The sequence below is a fragment of the Myxococcus llanfairpwllgwyngyllgogerychwyrndrobwllllantysiliogogogochensis genome, from assembly GCF_006636215.1.
In the GTDB taxonomy this organism is placed as follows: domain Bacteria; phylum Myxococcota; class Myxococcia; order Myxococcales; family Myxococcaceae; genus Myxococcus; species Myxococcus llanfairpwllgwyngyllgogerychwyrndrobwllllantysiliogogogochensis.
Genome location: NZ_VIFM01000241.1, coordinates 1 through 16447, shown reverse-complemented (window position 1 = coordinate 16447; position 16447 = coordinate 1). Strand labels below are relative to the sequence as shown.

At 69.8% G+C, this 16447-nt stretch carries 15 protein-coding genes; 10 read left to right on the top strand and 5 right to left on the bottom strand.

Annotation, left to right across the window (positions count from 1 at the left end):
- The 4 genes from FJV41_RS38495 to holB form a co-directional block, all read right to left on the bottom strand.
- On the bottom strand, positions 1–506 hold a 506-nt coding region (locus FJV41_RS38495; RefSeq protein WP_181791222.1), incomplete at its 3' end, for an AraC family ligand binding domain-containing protein.
- A 111-nt stretch (positions 507–617) separates the two neighbouring features.
- Positions 618–1079, bottom strand: a complete 462-nt coding sequence (locus FJV41_RS38490) for a hypothetical protein (RefSeq protein WP_141647602.1) — start codon at positions 1077–1079, stop codon at positions 618–620.
- Positions 1080–1140: 61 nt separating this feature from the next.
- The gene (holA, locus tag FJV41_RS38485; RefSeq protein WP_141647601.1) at positions 1141–2457 is read right to left on the bottom strand and encodes a DNA polymerase III subunit delta; all 1317 of its coding nucleotides are present in this window, start codon (positions 2455–2457) and stop codon (positions 1141–1143) included.
- A complete protein-coding gene (holB, locus tag FJV41_RS38480) occupies positions 2454–3488 on the bottom strand; it encodes a DNA polymerase III subunit delta' (RefSeq protein ID WP_141647600.1) in 1035 nt (344 codons plus the stop codon). Before holB ends, holA begins: the two co-directional genes overlap by 4 nt.
- An 81-nt stretch (positions 3489–3569) precedes the next feature.
- Between holB and FJV41_RS38475 the strand changes: the two genes are divergently transcribed.
- The 10 genes from FJV41_RS38475 to nadE all read left to right on the top strand — a co-directional run bounded on the left by FJV41_RS38475 (position 3570) and on the right by nadE (position 15707).
- On the top strand, positions 3570–5063 hold the full coding sequence (locus FJV41_RS38475; protein ID WP_141647599.1) for a mechanosensitive ion channel family protein: 1494 nt from the start codon (positions 3570–3572) through the stop codon (positions 5061–5063).
- Between the two features lie 168 nt (positions 5064–5231).
- Positions 5232–5912: a hypothetical protein gene (locus FJV41_RS38470; RefSeq protein WP_141647598.1), complete on the top strand. Its 681-nt coding sequence runs from the start codon at positions 5232–5234 to the stop codon at positions 5910–5912.
- A 171-nt stretch (positions 5913–6083) separates the two neighbouring features.
- On the top strand, positions 6084–8486 hold the full coding sequence (locus tag FJV41_RS38465) for an ABC transporter permease (RefSeq protein ID WP_141647597.1): 2403 nt from the start codon (positions 6084–6086) through the stop codon (positions 8484–8486).
- 209 nt (positions 8487–8695) lie between these two features.
- Positions 8696–9559: a hypothetical protein gene (locus tag FJV41_RS38460; RefSeq protein WP_141647596.1), complete on the top strand. Its 864-nt coding sequence runs from the start codon at positions 8696–8698 to the stop codon at positions 9557–9559.
- A 1-nt stretch (position 9560) separates the two neighbouring features.
- Positions 9561–10109 (top strand): acyltransferase, encoded by a 549-nt coding sequence (locus tag FJV41_RS38455; protein ID WP_141647595.1) that lies wholly within the window; start codon positions 9561–9563, stop codon positions 10107–10109.
- A complete protein-coding gene (locus tag FJV41_RS38450; RefSeq protein WP_141647594.1) occupies positions 10106–10696 on the top strand; it encodes an acyltransferase in 591 nt (196 codons plus the stop codon). Before FJV41_RS38455 ends, FJV41_RS38450 begins: the two co-directional genes overlap by 4 nt.
- Positions 10697–10786: 90 nt before the next feature.
- On the top strand, positions 10787–11038 hold the full coding sequence (locus FJV41_RS38445; protein ID WP_141647593.1) for an acyl carrier protein: 252 nt from the start codon (positions 10787–10789) through the stop codon (positions 11036–11038).
- 13 nt (positions 11039–11051) lie between these two features.
- Positions 11052–13028, top strand: coding sequence for an asparagine synthase (glutamine-hydrolyzing) (gene asnB, locus FJV41_RS38440; RefSeq protein ID WP_141647592.1), 1977 nt, complete (start codon positions 11052–11054; stop codon positions 13026–13028).
- An 82-nt stretch (positions 13029–13110) separates the two neighbouring features.
- Complete coding sequence (locus FJV41_RS38435; protein ID WP_141647591.1) at positions 13111–14688, top strand: class I adenylate-forming enzyme family protein; 1578 nt, start codon at positions 13111–13113, stop codon at positions 14686–14688.
- A gap of 23 nt (positions 14689–14711) precedes the next feature.
- A complete protein-coding gene (nadE, locus tag FJV41_RS38430) occupies positions 14712–15707 on the top strand; it encodes an NAD(+) synthase (protein ID WP_141647590.1) in 996 nt (331 codons plus the stop codon).
- A gap of 58 nt (positions 15708–15765) precedes the next feature.
- On the opposite strand, the gene FJV41_RS54745 is transcribed toward nadE, so the two are convergent.
- Positions 15766–16447, bottom strand: a 682-nt coding sequence (locus FJV41_RS54745) for a hypothetical protein (RefSeq protein ID WP_181791220.1), incomplete at its 5' end; no start/stop codon positions are given.

Below are 16447 nucleotides of genomic sequence, written 5' to 3'. Positions count from 1 at the left end.
GCCCGTCCCGGCCCCAGTCGCGACAGCAGGCCCGCCAGCAGAACCCACAACCGGGGCTCCCTCTCGAGTCCCGGTGCCCTCAGCGCCCGGTGCAACGCGACGAAGTCCCGCGCCACCTCCGGGTCGTCGAGCACCGCGCAACCTCCGAGCAGCAGCTCTTCTCCGGGAGGCTCATCCTCCGATTCCGGCCCCGAGGGAGAAGAACCGCCCAGGAACGCGGCCGGCACGAGCATTCCGCACAACACTCCCGGCCGCCCGCCTTCACCGCGCAGCGCGTGGACCTCTCCCGGGGGAATGACAACCAGACTCCCAGGCAGGGCTGTCAGACGAGCGCCTCCACATGACACCTGCTGGACATGTCCGGCATCCAGCGTGAGCTGGAGTTCGTCGTGGACATGCAGCGCCTGGGAGTTCGCTCGGCCACTCACCCGATACAGCACCAGCCCTGGATACGACACCGGGCGCCAGACCTGCGCCGTCGCATAGCCGTCCCATTCCGTCGCCATGGCCTGCTCCCGCCCCGTCATGCACGGGTGTCAGGAAAGCTAGACGCGACGACATGCCCTCACAGCTGGCCGCGAGGCCCCGGGTTGCTGTCCGCTGCCGGGCAGTCCCCTTCAGCGCGGCGCGACAGGCGCGGGCTCGCCCACCAGGACGCGTGCACGGCCGTCCATGGAGAGCTGCACCTCTTCCACCATGGCGAAGCCCGCCGTGCGAGCCAGCTCGGCCAGGTGCCGCATCCACGGGTTGTAGGGCATGCCGTTGTCGGAGCAGCAGGGCACCACGGCGAAGGGCAGGCCGTGCCGGGCCGCGTACTCGATGATGATGCGAGTGGCGCCGTCGGGGTGCATGCCCACCACCAGCTCCGCGTCGCACGGCTCCTCCAGCGTGAAGGGGCGCTGGGCGTACGTCACCGGCAGGTGCTTGTGCCGCAGGTCGAAGGTGGTGACGGCCCGGCCGCGCCGGGTCAGCGCCTCGTTGAGACGCCCCTGGCCTCCCGCCACGTCGAAGACGCGAGGGGCCACGAAGCGCGACACGATGAAGTCCGCGAAGAGGTCGAAGCGACGCTTGTCCGCCATACCCGGCCTCCTCTACCCGAGCCGGACGCCAAGTGCACGTCCCCCGCCGCCCGCCCGCTCCTCAGGCGCCGAGGCACACCGTGGCCAGGAGGCGCTCGATGACGAGCCGCCCATTCCCGGAAGACTTGAGCGACAGGTCCGCCTCCGCGCACGCCACCAGCGAGCCCAGCAGCTCCTTGCGCTCGTAGCCCGCGGCGGCCTTCATGCTGAACGTGAGCGCCCAGGCGTTGGGCATCTTGCGCCGCGTGCCCTTCAACTCCGCCTCCAGCTTGGGAAACACCCGGGCCTCCACGTCCTTCGCGGTGCGTGGGGGGGTGCCCCCGGCGTAGCGGAACATCCACTCGTGGGCTTCCAGCAGGCCGCGAACGATGGAGGCCACCGCGCCCAGCAACTGGAGCGCATGGGTCCCCTGCCCCATCGCGTCCTCGGCGTACGACAGCGCGCCGCGGAAGTCCCGCTTCTGGAGCGCCTCGGACAGCTCGAAGAACTCCTCCTCGCGAGCGTGGTGCACCAGCGAGACGACATCGGAGCGCTCGATGGCCGGCCCGTCCGAGTAGGTGGCCAGCTTCTCCAGCTCCGACTGGAGCAGGCGGATGTTGCCGCCGACGCGCTCCTTGAGTTCCTCCAGCGCGCCGGGCCCCAGCTTCTTCTTGAAGGGCGCCAGGAACTCCTTGGCGATGTCGGAGAGGTCCAGGTCCTTGTGGCGAGCGGCCACCTTGCGCTCGACGACGTGGCCCTTGTCCTGCACCAGCTTCACCAGCGGATTCTTCGCGTCCACCTCCGTGGCCGCCATCACCAGCGAGTGCCCCGCGGGGACGCCCTTCTGGATGAGGTCCATCAGCACCGTGGCGTCGCCCTCCGGCGCGGTGATGCGCTCCTCCTTGCAGAAGGCGGCGGCCTCCTTGAGGAAGGCCACGTCCGCTTCGGCGAGGTCGACGTTCAGCTCTTCCTTCCACTGCTCCACCGACGGAGCGCCAGACGCGGACGGGTCCAACCGGTCCACGCCCCACCCCGCGCGCGCGGCCAGCGCCAGCAGTCTCCGCGCGCCTTCCTTGCGCTTGCCCGCCTTCCACGCCTCGCGAGCCTTGGCCAGCGGATCTCCCCGCCCCTTCTTCGGCGCGAGGAACTCCGGGTCCCTCACGACGACGACCTTGCGGCCGGGGAACAGCGGCATGGTGGCCAGCTCCTGCGCCACCTCGCGCGGGCTGCCCGCGTCCAGCGTCACCAGGTTGAGACCCACCGCCGCGTCGGGAACGAGCACCTTCACCAGCTCGTCCGCGCCCTTGCGGACCAGGTACTCCTCGCCCCACAGCAGGTACAGCGGAGAGACCTTGCCGGCCTTCACGCCCGCGAGCACGTCGTCCAGGTCCGAGCTCATCGTGCGGTCTCCGTGAACAGGTCGATGAGCATCCGCTCCAACTGCAGCCGGGGCGCGCCGTTGCGAGCCACCGCCGCGCGCGCCGCCTCCAGCAGCGCGTGACGACGGTGCAGCCCCGCATCGGAAATACGCGAGGCCACCTCCACCGCCAGCGAGCGCAGGTCCCGGTTCGCCAGCGAGTCCTCGCGACCGGCCCTCACCAGCGCCACGTCGCGCGTCCACAACACCAGCAACTCCAAGGTCGCCTCCGCGTCCTCGCGCGAGCCGCCGTGCTCGTCCGCGAAGCGCAAGAGGCCCACCGCGTTCTCGCCGCGCAGGGACTCGAAGGCGGTGACGACGTCCTTGCGTCGCGCCAGCGCTTCCACGTCCAGCGCCAGCGCGCGGCCCAGGCTGCCACCGGCCATGATGGCCGCGAGCTGCGCGGTGTCAGCGTCCAGCTTGCGCGCGGTGCGCACGCGCTCGGCGACGAGCTCCACGGAGAGCGGACCGAAGTGCACCTTGCTGCACCGGCTGCGGATGGTGGGCAGGAGCTTGTCCATGGCGTTGGCCACCAGCACCAGCGTGGTCTCCGACGGAGGCTCCTCCAGCGTCTTGAGGAACGCGTTCTGCGCCTGCACGTTCATCGCCTGCGCGGAGATGACGATGGCCACCTTGCGACGAGACTCCAGGCCGCGCAGGGCCAGCCGCTCCTGGAGCCCACGAATCTGCTCCACGCGAAGTTCACGACTCGGCGTGCCCGTGAAGTCCGAGCGCCCCGCCAGCCCGCGCGACACGCGCTCATCGTCCGGCATCACCCACGTGACGTCGGGATGGAGTCCGCGCGCCACCCGCACGCAGCTCGCGCAGGCGCCACAGCCCACGTTCGGCTGCTCGGGGCAGGTCAGTGCCTGGGCGAGCCCCACGGCCGCGAGCTCCTTGCCCACCCCCTCCGGCCCAGCGAAGAGATACGCATGGTGCACCGCACCACCGCGAAGTGCCGCCTGAAGTGAATCAATCGCGCGGGGCTGTCCCAGCACCGATGCGAGCGTCATGGCGCGTGTATCCCTGCTTGCGCGCCACGCGTCAACCGCTGCCTTGACCCTCATGCGAGCGCGGGCCAGAGTCGGGGGGCTTTGCTGCCTTTCCTCCAGAGCAATCTGTCGCTGGCCGTGGGAGCGGTCCTGGTCCTCCTCCTGCTGGGCGCGCGAGCCTCCAGCGGCGACGCGGACCTGAAGCGGGACCTCACCGGGGCCCTCCGACTGCTGGTGATGTTCCTCGTGGTGCGAGTGGCCGCCTGGGCCCTGCCGCACACGACGCCCCCCGGGCCCATGAAGGCGCTGCAGGTCGCCTGGATGCTGACGTTCGCCTTCGGCGTCATCCGGGCAAGCGTGGGCTTCGGGCTGAAGCTGATGCGGCTGCGCTCCTCGGGCGTGGCGACGCCGAAGATTCTTCGCAACGTCATCGACTTCCTGCTCTACACGCTGGCCGCGGTCCCCATCCTCCAGACGCAGCTCAACCTGGACCTCACGGGACTGGTCGCCACGTCGGCGGTGCTGTCGGTGGTCATCGGTCTGGCGCTCCAGGAGACGCTGGGCAACCTCTTCGCGGGCCTGTCGCTGCAGCTCGACAAGCCCTTCGAGGTGGGCGACTTCATCCGCATCGGCGAGCACACCGGACGCGTGGCCCAGGTCAACTGGCGCTCCATCCGCATCATGACGTTCCGCCGCGAGCTGGTGACGTTGCCCAACTCGATGGTGGCCAAGGAGCAGCTCAAGACCTTCTCCCAGGACCGGGAGCCGGTGGGCGTGGACGCGCAGGTGCGGGCCACCTACGACACCCCTCCCAACGTGATGAAGGCGGCGCTGCTGGACGTGGTGCGGGAGATTCCCCAAGTCCTGGTGGACCCCGCGCCGATTGCTCGCACGCTCGCGTTCGACGAGCAGTGCGTGCGCTACATGGTCCGCTTCTTCGTGAATGACTTCTCGCTCGCGGACGCCGTCACGGCGGAGGTCTACACGCGGCTGTGGTACCGGCTGCGGCGCGACGGCGTGGAGCCGCCCGTGCCCCATCGCGTGGTGCTCATGCGCGAGGATGCCCTCAGGCCGGAGCTGCCCGCGCACACCGTGCTGCGGCTGCTGCGCGCGGTGGACCTGTTCGAACCCCTGGCGGACGCGGACCTGGAGCGGCTGGGCCAGGAGGTCCACGTGCGCCGCTTCGGCCGCGACGAGCACGTCATCCAGGAGGGCGACGACGGCCGCACCTTCTACGTGCTCGCCTCCGGAGAGGTCAGCGTGCGCGCGGGCAAGTCCCAGGCGGAAGTCACTCGCCTGGGCCAGGGAGGCTACTTCGGGGAGATGTCGCTGCTCACCGGAGAGAAGCGCGCGGCCACCGTGGTGGCCCTGGAGGACTCGCTGCTGCTCGAGGTGGACCGCCCCACCTTCGCGCGGCTGTTCGCCGAACACCCCGGACTGGCCCGGCAGCTCTCCGCCATCCTGGCCCAGCGGCGCACCCAGCTGCGTGCCGTGGCCCAGGCCAGCGGCGCCGGCACAGACCCCATCCCCGCTGAAGTGGGCCGGATTCTGGGCCGGCTGCGCCAGATTTTCGGGCTGCACGCGTCGCACGAGTAGGCCCTGGAGACCCTCGTCCCCGGGGGCCCTTCGCGCCCCGGTTGGGCCTGCTCGCCCTACCCGCCAGGGAGTCCATCGGGCCGTGTCTCCGGCGCCGTCCCCGTCAGAGGGAATGTCAGACCCCTCCGGTAGTATGTCCTCATTCTCGCTACCGGAAAGGAAGTCGACATGACCACCCTTCGTGAGACCCCGTGCGTTTCCGTCAACCAGCTGGGCCAGTACCTCACCGGAACGCCGTCCCTCCGCAAGCGCATCATCCACGGGCAGCGCAACCCCGTGGACCCCCAGTACCTGCGCTACCCCGCGGCCGCCCAGGCCATCACCGAGTACCTCTGCGAAGGCCGTGACGAGGTCATCCTCCGCTACCACCAGCGCCGGCTGATCAATGCCCAGCCCGACTCCGACTTCGACGCGCACCGGCTGGCCTTGTGCGCCGAGGCCCTCCAGCGCTGCCTCGCCGCCGCGGACGACCTCGTCTCCTGCGCCGTCGCCAGTCCGGCGGACCTGGACCCGGCGCCCCTGGAAGTCGCCGGTGTCTCCGTCAAGGTCCGGCCGGAAGTGCTGCTGCGCGGCGTGGATGCGCGCGGGCAGATGCGCTCGGGCGTGCTGAAGCTCTACTTCTCCAAGCACGCGCCGCTGGATGAGCGCGCCGGCCAGTACATCGCCACCGTGCTCCACCGCTTCGCCGAGGAGCGGCTGGAGCAGCGGGGCCCCGTGGACCCTCGGTTGGTCGGCGTGTTCGACGTGTTCGCCGGCCGGCTCTTCGTGGCGCCCAAGTCCCAGCAGCGCCGGCTGAACGACGTCCTCCTCGCGTGCGAGGAAATCGCCGGCTGCTGGAACCGGAACTGAAGGCTCGCCGGCCCCGTCCGACCCAGGTCGACACGGGGCCGGTGTTCATTTCCGGGACGCGACTTCCCGTATCCGCGAAGGCGCTTCGCGGATACGCGGGGGACCTCCCTGGGAAGCCAGGGGATTTCCTGGCGTGAGAGACTGGCACGGCCTTCGCTTTGAGAGGCCGCCATGGACTCGCTCCGCCAGGATTTCCGCTACGCGCTGCGCACGCTGAGACACTCCCCGGGTTTCACGCTGGCCGCCGTATTGACGCTCGCGCTGGCCATCGGCGCGAACACCGTCCTCTTCAGCGCCATCCACGCCATGCTGCTGCGGCCGCTTCCGTTCCAGATGCCGGAGCAACTGGTTCGCCTGTGGTGCAAGCAGGAGGTCATCAGCACCGCCTCCCTCTCGCCCCCGGAGCTGCTCGGTTGGCGGGAGCACGGCCGCGGCTTCACGGGGCTCGCGGGCTTCACCCGGCAGGACTTGAGCCGCACGGGGGGCGACACTCCCGAGCGGGTCCGCGCGGGCCGCGTCACCACCAACTTCTTCAAGCTGCTGGGGGTCGCCCCCGCCCAGGGGCGAGACTTCCTGGACGAGGACGCGCAACCTGGCAACAGCTCGAGCGTGGTGGTGGTGAGCCATCGCTTCTGGCGAAAGTCGCTCGGTGGCGCGGCGGACGCGGTGGGCTCATCGTTGCAGTTGGACGGGCGCACCCACACGGTGGTGGGTATCCTGCCGGAGGGCTTCACCTTCCCGGAGTTCAACGAGGACGCGGACCTCTGGCAGCCCCACTGGCTGGACCCGGAAGCCCACGGCAACCACTACATGCAGGTGGTGGGGCGGATGGCGCCGGGCGTCACGCTGGAAGCGGCGACGGAGGACCTGCTGCGGGTGGCCCTGGCCATCGCCCGGACCGAACCGGGTGAGAAGCCGCACAAGGTGACGTCGGCGCTGTGGCAGCAGTACCTCACGTCCAGCAGCCGCCCGGTGCTGTGGACGCTTTGGGCGGCGGTGGGCTTCGTGCTCCTCATCGCCTGCGCGAACGTGGCCAACCTGCTCCTGGTACGCGCCCTGGCGCGGCAGCGGGACGGGGCCATCCGCGCCGCGCTCGGCGCGAGTCGGGGCCGCCGGATGCAGCAGGCGCTGGCGGAGAGCGTGCTCCTGGGCCTCTTCGGTGGCGCCCTGGGACTGCTGTTGGTGCTGTGGGGCATGGAGCTGGTGCGCGCGCTGCTGCCCCAGTCGATGTTGCGCATGGCGCCCGTGGAGCTGAGTGTTCCGGCGCTGCTGTTCAGCCTCGCCCTCTCCGTGGGCGCCGGGCTCCTCTTCGGCCTCGCGCCCGCGCTGCACACCGCCGGCATGGATGTGCTGCCGCTCTTGAAGCAGTCCGGGAGCGCGGTGGGCGCCCGCGCCAACCACCCCCTGCGCAACGCGCTGGTGGCGGTGCAACTGGCGCTGGCGCTGGTGCTGCTGGTGGGCACGGTGCTGATGGTGCAGACGCTGCGCAACGTGCAGGCGGTGGACCCGGGGTTCGACGCGGAAGGCGTGCTGACAGCGCGGCTGTCACTGCCCGAGGTGAAGTACGGCACACCCGACCGGCTGCGAGGCTTCTACGGCGAGTTGCTGGAGCGCCTGCGCGCGCTGCCCGACACGGAAGCGGTGGGTCTGGTCAACGACGCGCCCCTGGGAGGCACCAACGCCAACGGAAACTTCACCCTGGAGGGCGCGATGGACCAGAACACCGACCGCTACCTCACCGAGTTCCGCGTGGCCTCCCCTGACTACTTCCGTGCGATGCGCATCGCCGTGCGCCAGGGGAGGGAGTTCGGCGCCCAGGACTCCGCGAAGGGCGCTCCCACCATCATCGTCAACGAGGCTTTCGTACGCACGTTCCTGGAGGGCGGCAACGCCCTGGGGCGCAGGGTGCGACTGGACTGGAGCGACTCCGGCTCCTTCCGCGAAATCGTCGGCGTGGTGGAGGACGTGCGCCACTTCCGTCTGACGGAGCCCGCCACGCCAGAGGCGTACCTGCCTTATGAGCAGTATCCGGTGAAGACGATGTCGGTGCTGATGCGGACGCGGCGCGAGCCGTCGATGATGGTGTCGTCGGTGCGCCAGGAGCTCAAGGCCGTGGACGCCGAGCAGCCCATCTATGACCTGGCGCCGTTCGCGGACCGGATGGACCGCCAGCTCTCGCGACCCCTCGCCACGGCGAGACTGCTCGCGGCCTTCGCGCTGCTCGCCGTCATCCTGGCCGGCGTGGGCGTCTACGGCGTCATGGCTTACGCGGTGGGTCAGCGCACGCGGGAGCTGGGCATCCGCCTGGCGTTGGGCGCGCATCCCAGACAGGTGCTCGGGCTGGTGATGCGCCAGGGCCTCCATCTCACGCTGGTGGGCGTGGGCGTGGGGCTGCTGGCCGCGTTCGGCTGCATGCGGCTCCTGACGACGCTGTTGTACGGCGTGCAGGCCAACGAACCTGGCGTCTACGTCGGTGTCGCCGTGGTGCTCGCGGGCGTGTCGCTCATGGCCACGTGGGTCCCCGCGCTGCGCGCCAGTCGCGTGTCGCCGTCCATCTCGCTGCGGGCGGAGTAGCACCGCCACGACTCGGCGTGCGGGGAGGGGCGGTGCGGAACGCCCTTCCCCATCAGCGTCAAGCCCCTGGCCTCCGGCGATCCTTGGCCTGACAAACACGTGGGTTGAGTTCACCCCATCCCCTTGCTTGGGTGACGAGGAGCGCACCAGCGGACGTCCCGGACAGTGGGCCCTTTGACGCTTGGCGATGGAAGGGTTTAAGAGTCCGCATGCACTTCGACTGGACCTTTCTGGTTCGCGTGAGCGCGCTGGTGTTGCCCGCCATGCTGCTCATGGTTCTGCATGGCGCGGCGGCGAACGCCGCGGAGACGAGCGCCCCGATGGAGAAGCTGGCGAGCCGCCGCATCTTCTTCGGACACCAGTCGGTGGGCGGCAACATCCTCGACGGAGTGAAGCAGCTTCCCGCCTCCCCGCAGGGGCTGGTGCCGCGCGTGGTGGAGGTCCAGAGCCCCACCGAGTCGCTGGCGCCCGGCACCCTGGCCCACGCCATGGTGGGACAGAACGAGAAGCCCGAGTCGAAGATCGCCGACTTCGAGCGGATGATGGACGCGGGGCTCGCGAAGTCGACGGACGTGGCGTTCTTCAAGTTCTGCTACATCGACTTCAACGGAGCCACGGACACGCGCGCGCTGTTCGAGAAGTACCGCGTCGCGATGGAGGGCCTGAAGGCGCGTCACCCGGGCACCACGTTCGTCCACGTCACCGCGCCGCTCACCACGGTGCAGCGAGGTGCCAAGGCGTGGCTGAAGGAGCTGCTCGGCCGACCGGTGTGGGGCATCGCCGAGAACGTGCAGCGCGAGACGTTCAACGAGCTGATGCGCAAGGCGTATGGCGGCAAGGAGCCCCTCTTCGACCTGGCGCGCCTGGAGTCCACGGCGCCCGACGGGACACGGGAGACCTACGAGCTGAACGGGCAGACGTGGCCGGCGATGGTGCCGGGCTACTCGGACGACGGCGGCCACCTCAATGCGACGGCGCAGGCGCGGCTGGCGAAGGAGCTGCTCAACTTCCTGGCGGGCCTGCCCGCGCCCGTCGTGCAGCCTCCCATCCCCGCTGTCCAAGCCACGCCGTGACATGATGCCGTTCCATCAATCACTGTCGCGCGAGCTCGGGGGCCTCCTGTCCCGCCTGAAGTTGAGGCGATGTCAGGAGGTGGGGGACTCGCCCACGGTGCTGGGCCGCGTGTGGATTCACGGCGCGGGCCGCGTGCACGTGGGCTCCCGCGTGGTGCTGGATGGACGGCTGGCTCCCATCGAGCTTCACGCCATGTCCAGCGACAGCCTCATCATCCTGGGGGACGACGTCGCCATCGAAGGCGGCGCCTCCTTGGAGGCCCTGAGCTCCATCACCGTGGGCCCGGGCGCGAGGCTGGGGGCATTCATCAAGGCGATGGACAACCAGCACCACCCGCTGAGGGGCAACCGCCACGAGCGGCCTCCGTCGGTGCCGATGGTCATCGCGGAGGGGGTGACGGTGGGCAGCCGCGCCATCCTCCTGCCAGGAGCGCAGCTCCAGAAGGGCTGCACCGTGGCGCCCGGCACCGTCATCTCCCGCAAGATTCCCGCGGGCGTGACGGTGGGCGGTGCGCCCGCCCGGGTGTTGCGCAGGGAGGTCACGGGATGACGTCGCGAATGCCATTCGTCCGGGTGCCTGCCGTGGTGGCCCAGTTGGAAGCGCTGCGCAAGTCCGTGGAGCCTCGGGCCCAGCGCGCGGTGGCGATGGTGCGCGCCCGCTGGCTGTTCCGCGCCGTCCAGTCGGTGGGGCACAACGTGGCCGCCTACGGGCCCATCTCCGTGCACAACGCGGGGGAGATGGTGCTGGGAGACCGGCTCACCTTCGTGGGCGGAATGCTGCCCAGCTCGCTCGTGTGCCATCCGGGCGCGCGCCTCAGCATCGGCGAGGAGACCCAGTTCAACTACGGTGTCTCTCTGGAGGCGTGGAAGTCGGTGAGCGTGGGAGCCCGGTGCATGTTCGCGTCGTTCATCCGGGTGGGAGACCGGGATGGACACCACACCGCGCCCATCGTCATCGAGGACGACGTCTGGGTGGCCCATGGCGCCATCATCATGCCCGGGGTGCGCGTGGGGGCTCGCTCGGTGGTCGCCGCCGGCAGCATCGTCACCCAGGACGTGCCGCCCGACACGCTGGCCATGGGCAATCCCGCACGCAACATGAGCCTGGAGCTGGTTGCTCGCGACACAGGCAGCTGAGCGCCTCAAGCCTTTTTCCCGGGTGCGTCTTCTTCACGCCCGGATTGCTTCCGCACCCTTCCACCGTATTTCCAGACAGGACTTCCTACCGTGAGCATTCGTGAACGCATTCGTACCTTCATCGTCGACACGTTCTTCGTGGACGAGTTCGGCGATGACGACTCCTTCCTGCGCAAGGGCCTCATCGACTCCACGGGGATGATGGAGCTGGTGGCGTTCCTGGAGCAGGACTTCGGCATCAAGCTGGAGGACAAGGAGCTGGTGCCGGAGAACCTGGACTCGCTCACGCGCGTCGTCGCCTTCGTCGAGCGCAAGCAGCAGCGCCTGCCGCAGGTAGGCTGAGAGCGAGCGCGCCATGTGTGGCATCGCGGGCTTCACCTACCCGGCGGGAGGGGGCGCCGGGGCCGCGCGGGCGGAATCCGCCGAGCGGCTGCGCCGGATGACGGCCAGCATCCGCCACCGGGGCCCGGACGCGCAGCGGGCCCTGTTGCTGGACGGCGTGGCCCTGGGCCATACGCGGCTGTCCATCGTCGACCTGGAGGGCGGACACCAGCCCATGCGGGACGCGGCGACGGGACTCACCGTCGTCTTCAACGGGGAGATCTTCAACCACGTGGAGCTGCGCGAGCAGCTGTCGGGGCAGTACGCCTTCCGCACGCGCTCGGACACGGAGGTCATCCTCGCGGCGTTCCTGGCGTGGGGCATCGACTGCGTGCGCCGCTTGGAGGGCCAGTGGGCCTTCGCGCTGTGGGACCCGCGTGACGCCACGCTGTGGATGTCGCGAGACCGGGTCGGCATCTGCCCGCTGTTCTACGCGGAGCTGCCCGGGGGACACCTGGCGTTCGGCTCGGAGGCCAAGGCCCTGTTCGCCAGCGGGCTGGTGACGCCGTCCCTGGACGCGCGGGGGCTCAAGCAGACCTTCCAGCTGTGGTCGCCGGTGGCGCCGCGCACCTCGTTCGAGGGCGTCCGGTTGTTGCCGCCCGCGCACTCGGCGCGGTTCCGCGCAGGGACGCTGGAGACGTTCCGCTACTGGGACCTGGACTTCGGCGTGGAGCCGAGCACCGCGAGCAACGAGCGCATCCAGGAGGAGCTGGGCGAGGCGCTGGAGCGCGCCGTGCGGCTGCGGCTGCGCGCGGACGTGCCGGTGGCGGCGTACCTGTCGGGTGGACTGGACTCCAGCCTCCTGTGCTCGCTGGCGCAGGAGCAGTTGGGCGGGACGCTGCGGACATTCTCCGTGGGCTTCGCGCACGCGCGCTTCGACGAGCGTCAGCATCAGACCACGGTGGCGGAGCAACTGCGCACGCAGCACCGCGTGGTGGAGATGAGGGACGGAGACATCGGCACGCTGGTGCCCGGCGTCATCTTCCACGCGGAGCAGGCGATGATGCGCTCGGCGCCCGCGCCCTTCCTGAGGCTGAGCGAGTGGGTGCGGGAGAACGGCATCCGGGTGGTGCTCACGGGAGAGGGCTCGGACGAGATGTTCCTCGGCTATGACCTCTTCAAGGAGACCAAGGTCCGGCAGTTCTGGGCACGGCAGCCGACGTCGAAGTGGCGGCCCCTGCTGTTGCGAAAGCTCTACCCCACCCTGTCGGTGAGCCAGCAGAACGTGGAGCTGCTGCGCGAGTTCTTCGGCATGGGGTTGGAGGACCCGGGGAGCCTGGGCTTCTCGCATCTGGTGCGCTGGTCCAACAGCGGTCGAATCCTTCGGTTCCTCGCGCCGGATTTCGCGGCGAGCGTGGTGGACGAGGACCCGATGGCCTCGGTGCTGGCGACGGTGCCGAAACACGTGGCCTCGTGGCGGCCCCTGGCGCGCGCGCAGTACCTGGAGGCGAAGACGCTGCTGTCCGGATATCTGCTGTCCGCGCAGGGCGACCGCATGCTGTTGGGCAACGCGGTGGAGGGACGCTTCCCCTTCCTGGACACGTCGGTGATGGAGCTGGCCGCGCGAATCCCCGAGCGCGTGCGACTGAAGGGGCTGGACGAGAAGCATGTCCTCAAGCGGTTCGCCCAGGGCCGTGTCCCCGCGTCCATCCTGGAGCGCAGCAAGTTCCCCTACCGCGCCCCCATCGCCGGAGCACTGGTGGGACCGGAGGCGCCCGCATGGGCCAGGGAGCTGCTGGCGCCCGAGGCCATCGCGAAGGTGGGCGTCTTCGACGCACGCAAGGCGGAGCGACTGGTGGCCAAGCTGCGCGCGCCCAACGCGGCGGAGAGCGAGGCCGACACCATGGCCCTGTTCGCCATCGCGTCCACGCAGTTGCTCGCGCAGCACTTCCTCACCCCGCGTCCTTTGCCACAGGCCGACGTGGACGCCGTGGTGCTGGAGGCCGCATGAGCGCGACGGACTCCGCACCCGCCTGGGTGCCTGGCCATGCCGAGCCCCCGACAGTCGCCCCTGCCTGGGGACGAGAGGGCTCATGAGCGCGACGGACTCCGCACCCGCGTGGGTGCTTGGCCATGCGGAGCGAACGCCGGACGCGTCGGCGGTGGACTCACCGTGGACGCGGCTCACGTATCGACAGCTCGCGGAACGGATGCGGGCCCTCGCGGGACACCTGCAAGCAGCGGGCGTGATCCCCGGAGACAAGGTGCTCATCGCCCTGCCCCTGGGCTCGGCGGGCGCGGTAGCCGCGCTCGCGGTGCAGTCGCTGGGCGCATGCGCGGTGGAGCTGGACCGGGAGACGGGAGCGACATCCGTCGACGCCATCCTCACGCAGACTGGCGCACGCCACGCCTTCATCTTCGGGCAGGACACACGCAAGTGGGCGGGCAAGCCAGGACTGGGACACATGTACGTGGTGCACTCCGCGCGCCCACCCGAGCGGATGCTCCAGGCGCTGTCACCCGCGACGTGCACCTGGGTGCAGGAAGACGGAGCACTGGACGCAGACACCCAGGTGACGCCGCTGGACGCGCTGCCCGCGACACCGGCCCACGCCCACGCGTCCATCGTCTACACGTCCGGCAGCACGGGCACGCCCCGAGGCGTCATCCAGACCTTCGGCAACATCGCCGCGAACACGCGCTCCATCGTCGAGTACCTGGGCCTGTCCTCCCGTGACAGGGCGCACCTGGTCCTCCCCCTGCACTATTGCTACGGCAAGAGCGTCCTCCAGACGCACCTGCTCGTGGGCGGCTCGGTGTTCCTGGACCCGCGCTTCATGTACCCGCGGGTCGTGCTGGAGGCGATGGCGGCGGAGAAGTGCACGGGCTTCGCCGGCGTGCCGCTCACCTTCGAACTCCTGCGCAGGCAAGCCGGCGCGGAGGCCCTATCGAAGCTGAGGCTGCGCTACGCGACACAAGCCGGCGGCGGCATGTCGCCCGAGACGATTCAGTGGACGCGTGACGCGCTCTACCCCGCCGAGCTGTACGTCATGTATGGGCAGACCGAGGCCACCGCGCGACTGAGCTACCTGCCACCGACCCGCGCCACGGAGAAGGCCGGCTCCATCGGCGTGGCGATTCCCGGCGTCGAGCTGCGCGTGGTGGGTGAGGACGGCAAGGCACTGCCCACGGGCGAGACGGGCCACCTGGTGGTGCGCGGCGCCAACGTGACACCGGGCTACCTGGGCGCCCCCGAGGAGACGGCGGCCATCCTCAAGGATGGCTGGCTCTGGACGGGCGACCTGGCGTGGCGGGACGCGGACGGCTTCATCTTCCTCGTCGGCCGCGCCAAGGAGATCCTCAAGGTGGGCGGCCACCGGGTGAGCCCCGCGGAGATGGAGCATCAGCTCGCGCGGCACCCCTCTGTGCGAGAGGTCGCCGTCGTCGGCGTGCCGGACGCGCTGGGGGGTGAGGCGGCCTGCGCCGTGGTGGTGCTCCAGGAGGGCGTCGAGGTGAAGGAGGACGACCTGCGGCGGTTCTGCAGGGAGTCGCTGCCGGCGCACAAGGTGCCCCGGCACGTGGTGTTCGTGGAGGCGCTGCCGCGCGGGCCCAGTGGGAAGGTGCTCAAGGCGGAGCTGCGCACCCAATATTCGTCGGTCGGTTCTTCGTGAAGGGATTGAGAGGGGTCCACACAATGAGTTTCTCCAAGCAGGTGCTGGAAATGGATTGGGAGGCGAAAGCCACCGAGCTGTCCGAAGGGCTGCGCGAGACGGTGCTGAAGAAGCTGCGCAAGCGCGGCCTCGTGGTGGCCATCTCCGGCGGCATCGACTCCGCATGTGTCGCGGCGCTGGCCGTGCGCGCGCTGGGGCCCGAGCGCGTCTTCGGCATCCTCCTGCCAGAGAAGGACTCCAGCGGATGGAGCTCTCAGCTGGGCCGCAAGCTCTGCGAGAAGCTGGGAATCAAGTACCAGCTCCACGATATCGCCCCCATCCTCGAGGCCGCCGGCTGCTACCGGCAGCGCGACGAGGCGGTACAGTCCGTCTTCCCGGAGTTCACGCCCGACATGAAGTGGAAGATTGTCATGCACGGCGACCGGCTGAACACGGACGCGGTGAACTTCTTCTACGTCGTGGTGCAAGTGAATGGCGAGGAGCGCCGCTTCCGGCTGCCGCCCCAGGCGTATACGCAGATTGTCGCCGCGACGAACTTCAAGCAGCGCACGCGGAAGATGATGGATTACTTCCACGCGGACCGGCTGAACTTCGCGGTGGCGGGCACGCCCAACCGGCTGGAGTATGACCAGGGCTTCTTCGTGAAGCTGGGCGACGGCGCCGCGGATGTAAAGCCTATCGCCGGCCTCTACAAAACCCAGACATACAAGCTGGCCAAGCACCTGGGCGTCATCGACGAAATCACCAGTGGCGAGCCGACCACGGACACGTTCAGCCTTCCCCAGTCGCAGGAGGACTTCTACTTCTCCGTGCACTACTCGCAGCTGGACTTGCTGATGTGGGCCAAGAACCACGCGGTGTCCACGGAAGAAGCCGCGCAGGTGATGGGCCTGACGCCCACGCAGGTGCAGCGCGTCTACGACGACATCGACCAGAAGCGCCGCAGCACGGCCTACCTCCACTCGCCGCCGCTGCTGCTGGAGAAGGTGCCGGAGCTGGAGCCGTACAAGCTCGGCTGAGCCCTGAGCCCGCCCGAGTGGCGGGAGGCACTCCACCGCCTCCCGCCCGGCGCGCTTCTCACTCGAACTCGTCGCAAGCCTCCGCGCGGACAGGAATGCCCTTTCGCGCGTCGTCGCGGACGTACAGCTCGCCCTTGCGGAAGAAGTCCTGGCCGCCCTGCAGACGCACCACGTTGCGCTTCGCGTCCGCCACCGACCACTGCAGCGTCTCGCGCGAACCTCCCGCGTACGCCACCTCCAGCGTGGACGCACCAGCGGTTCCCGCCTTCACGGCCGTCAGCTTGCCTGCGAGGCTGTCCTGCCCGAAGTCGACCTCCAAAGCGCCGTCCGACTTCACCGTCACCGCGGGGATGGCCGAGCCACAGGGCTGGTCGATGACATAGCCCTTCCCCTTGCGATGCACCTGTACCCACCGGCCCACGAGCGCCTTCACATCCATGGCGCCAGACGCCGCGGAGGCCTCGCCACCCGCGCGCACGGGACAGTCCAGCTCCGAGTACGCCAGCTGCCCCACCCGCACCTGCTTCCCCTGCACGACGCGCACGGGCACCACGTCCGGCGGCGGTGACTCCGCGAACACCTGCACCGAGTCACCCGAGGCCAGCGCCGCGCCGCGATTCGCCCCATCCACCGCCTTCAGCGCCGCCTGCGCCGCCTTCACCTTGCACGTCGCCAGCGCCGTCGAGGATGAGCGCGAGAAGCCGTCCTGGCCGGACCACCCCGCCCCGCAGCACCCCGTC

Bases quoted from the DNA above. Each gene is read 5' to 3' on its own strand.
- FJV41_RS38490 (WP_141647602.1), bottom strand. From the start codon at position 1,079: ATGGCGGACAAGCGTCGCTTCGACCTCTTCGCGGACTTCATCGTGTCG.
- holA (WP_141647601.1), bottom strand. From the start codon at position 2,457: ATGAGCTCGGACCTGGACGACGTGCTCGCGGGCGTGAAGGCCGGCAAG.
- holB (WP_141647600.1), bottom strand. From the start codon at position 3,488: ATGACGCTCGCATCGGTGCTGGGACAGCCCCGCGCGATTGATTCACTT.
- FJV41_RS38470 (WP_141647598.1), top strand. From the start codon at position 5,232: ATGACCACCCTTCGTGAGACCCCGTGCGTTTCCGTCAACCAGCTGGGC.
- FJV41_RS38465 (WP_141647597.1), top strand. From the start codon at position 6,084: ATGGACTCGCTCCGCCAGGATTTCCGCTACGCGCTGCGCACGCTGAGA.
- FJV41_RS38460 (WP_141647596.1), top strand. From the start codon at position 8,696: ATGCACTTCGACTGGACCTTTCTGGTTCGCGTGAGCGCGCTGGTGTTG.
- FJV41_RS38455 (WP_141647595.1), top strand. From the start codon at position 9,561: ATGATGCCGTTCCATCAATCACTGTCGCGCGAGCTCGGGGGCCTCCTG.
- FJV41_RS38450 (WP_141647594.1), top strand. From the start codon at position 10,106: ATGACGTCGCGAATGCCATTCGTCCGGGTGCCTGCCGTGGTGGCCCAG.
- asnB (WP_141647592.1), top strand. From the start codon at position 11,052: ATGTGTGGCATCGCGGGCTTCACCTACCCGGCGGGAGGGGGCGCCGGG.
- FJV41_RS38435 (WP_141647591.1), top strand. From the start codon at position 13,111: ATGAGCGCGACGGACTCCGCACCCGCGTGGGTGCTTGGCCATGCGGAG.
- nadE (WP_141647590.1), top strand. From the start codon at position 14,712: ATGAGTTTCTCCAAGCAGGTGCTGGAAATGGATTGGGAGGCGAAAGCC.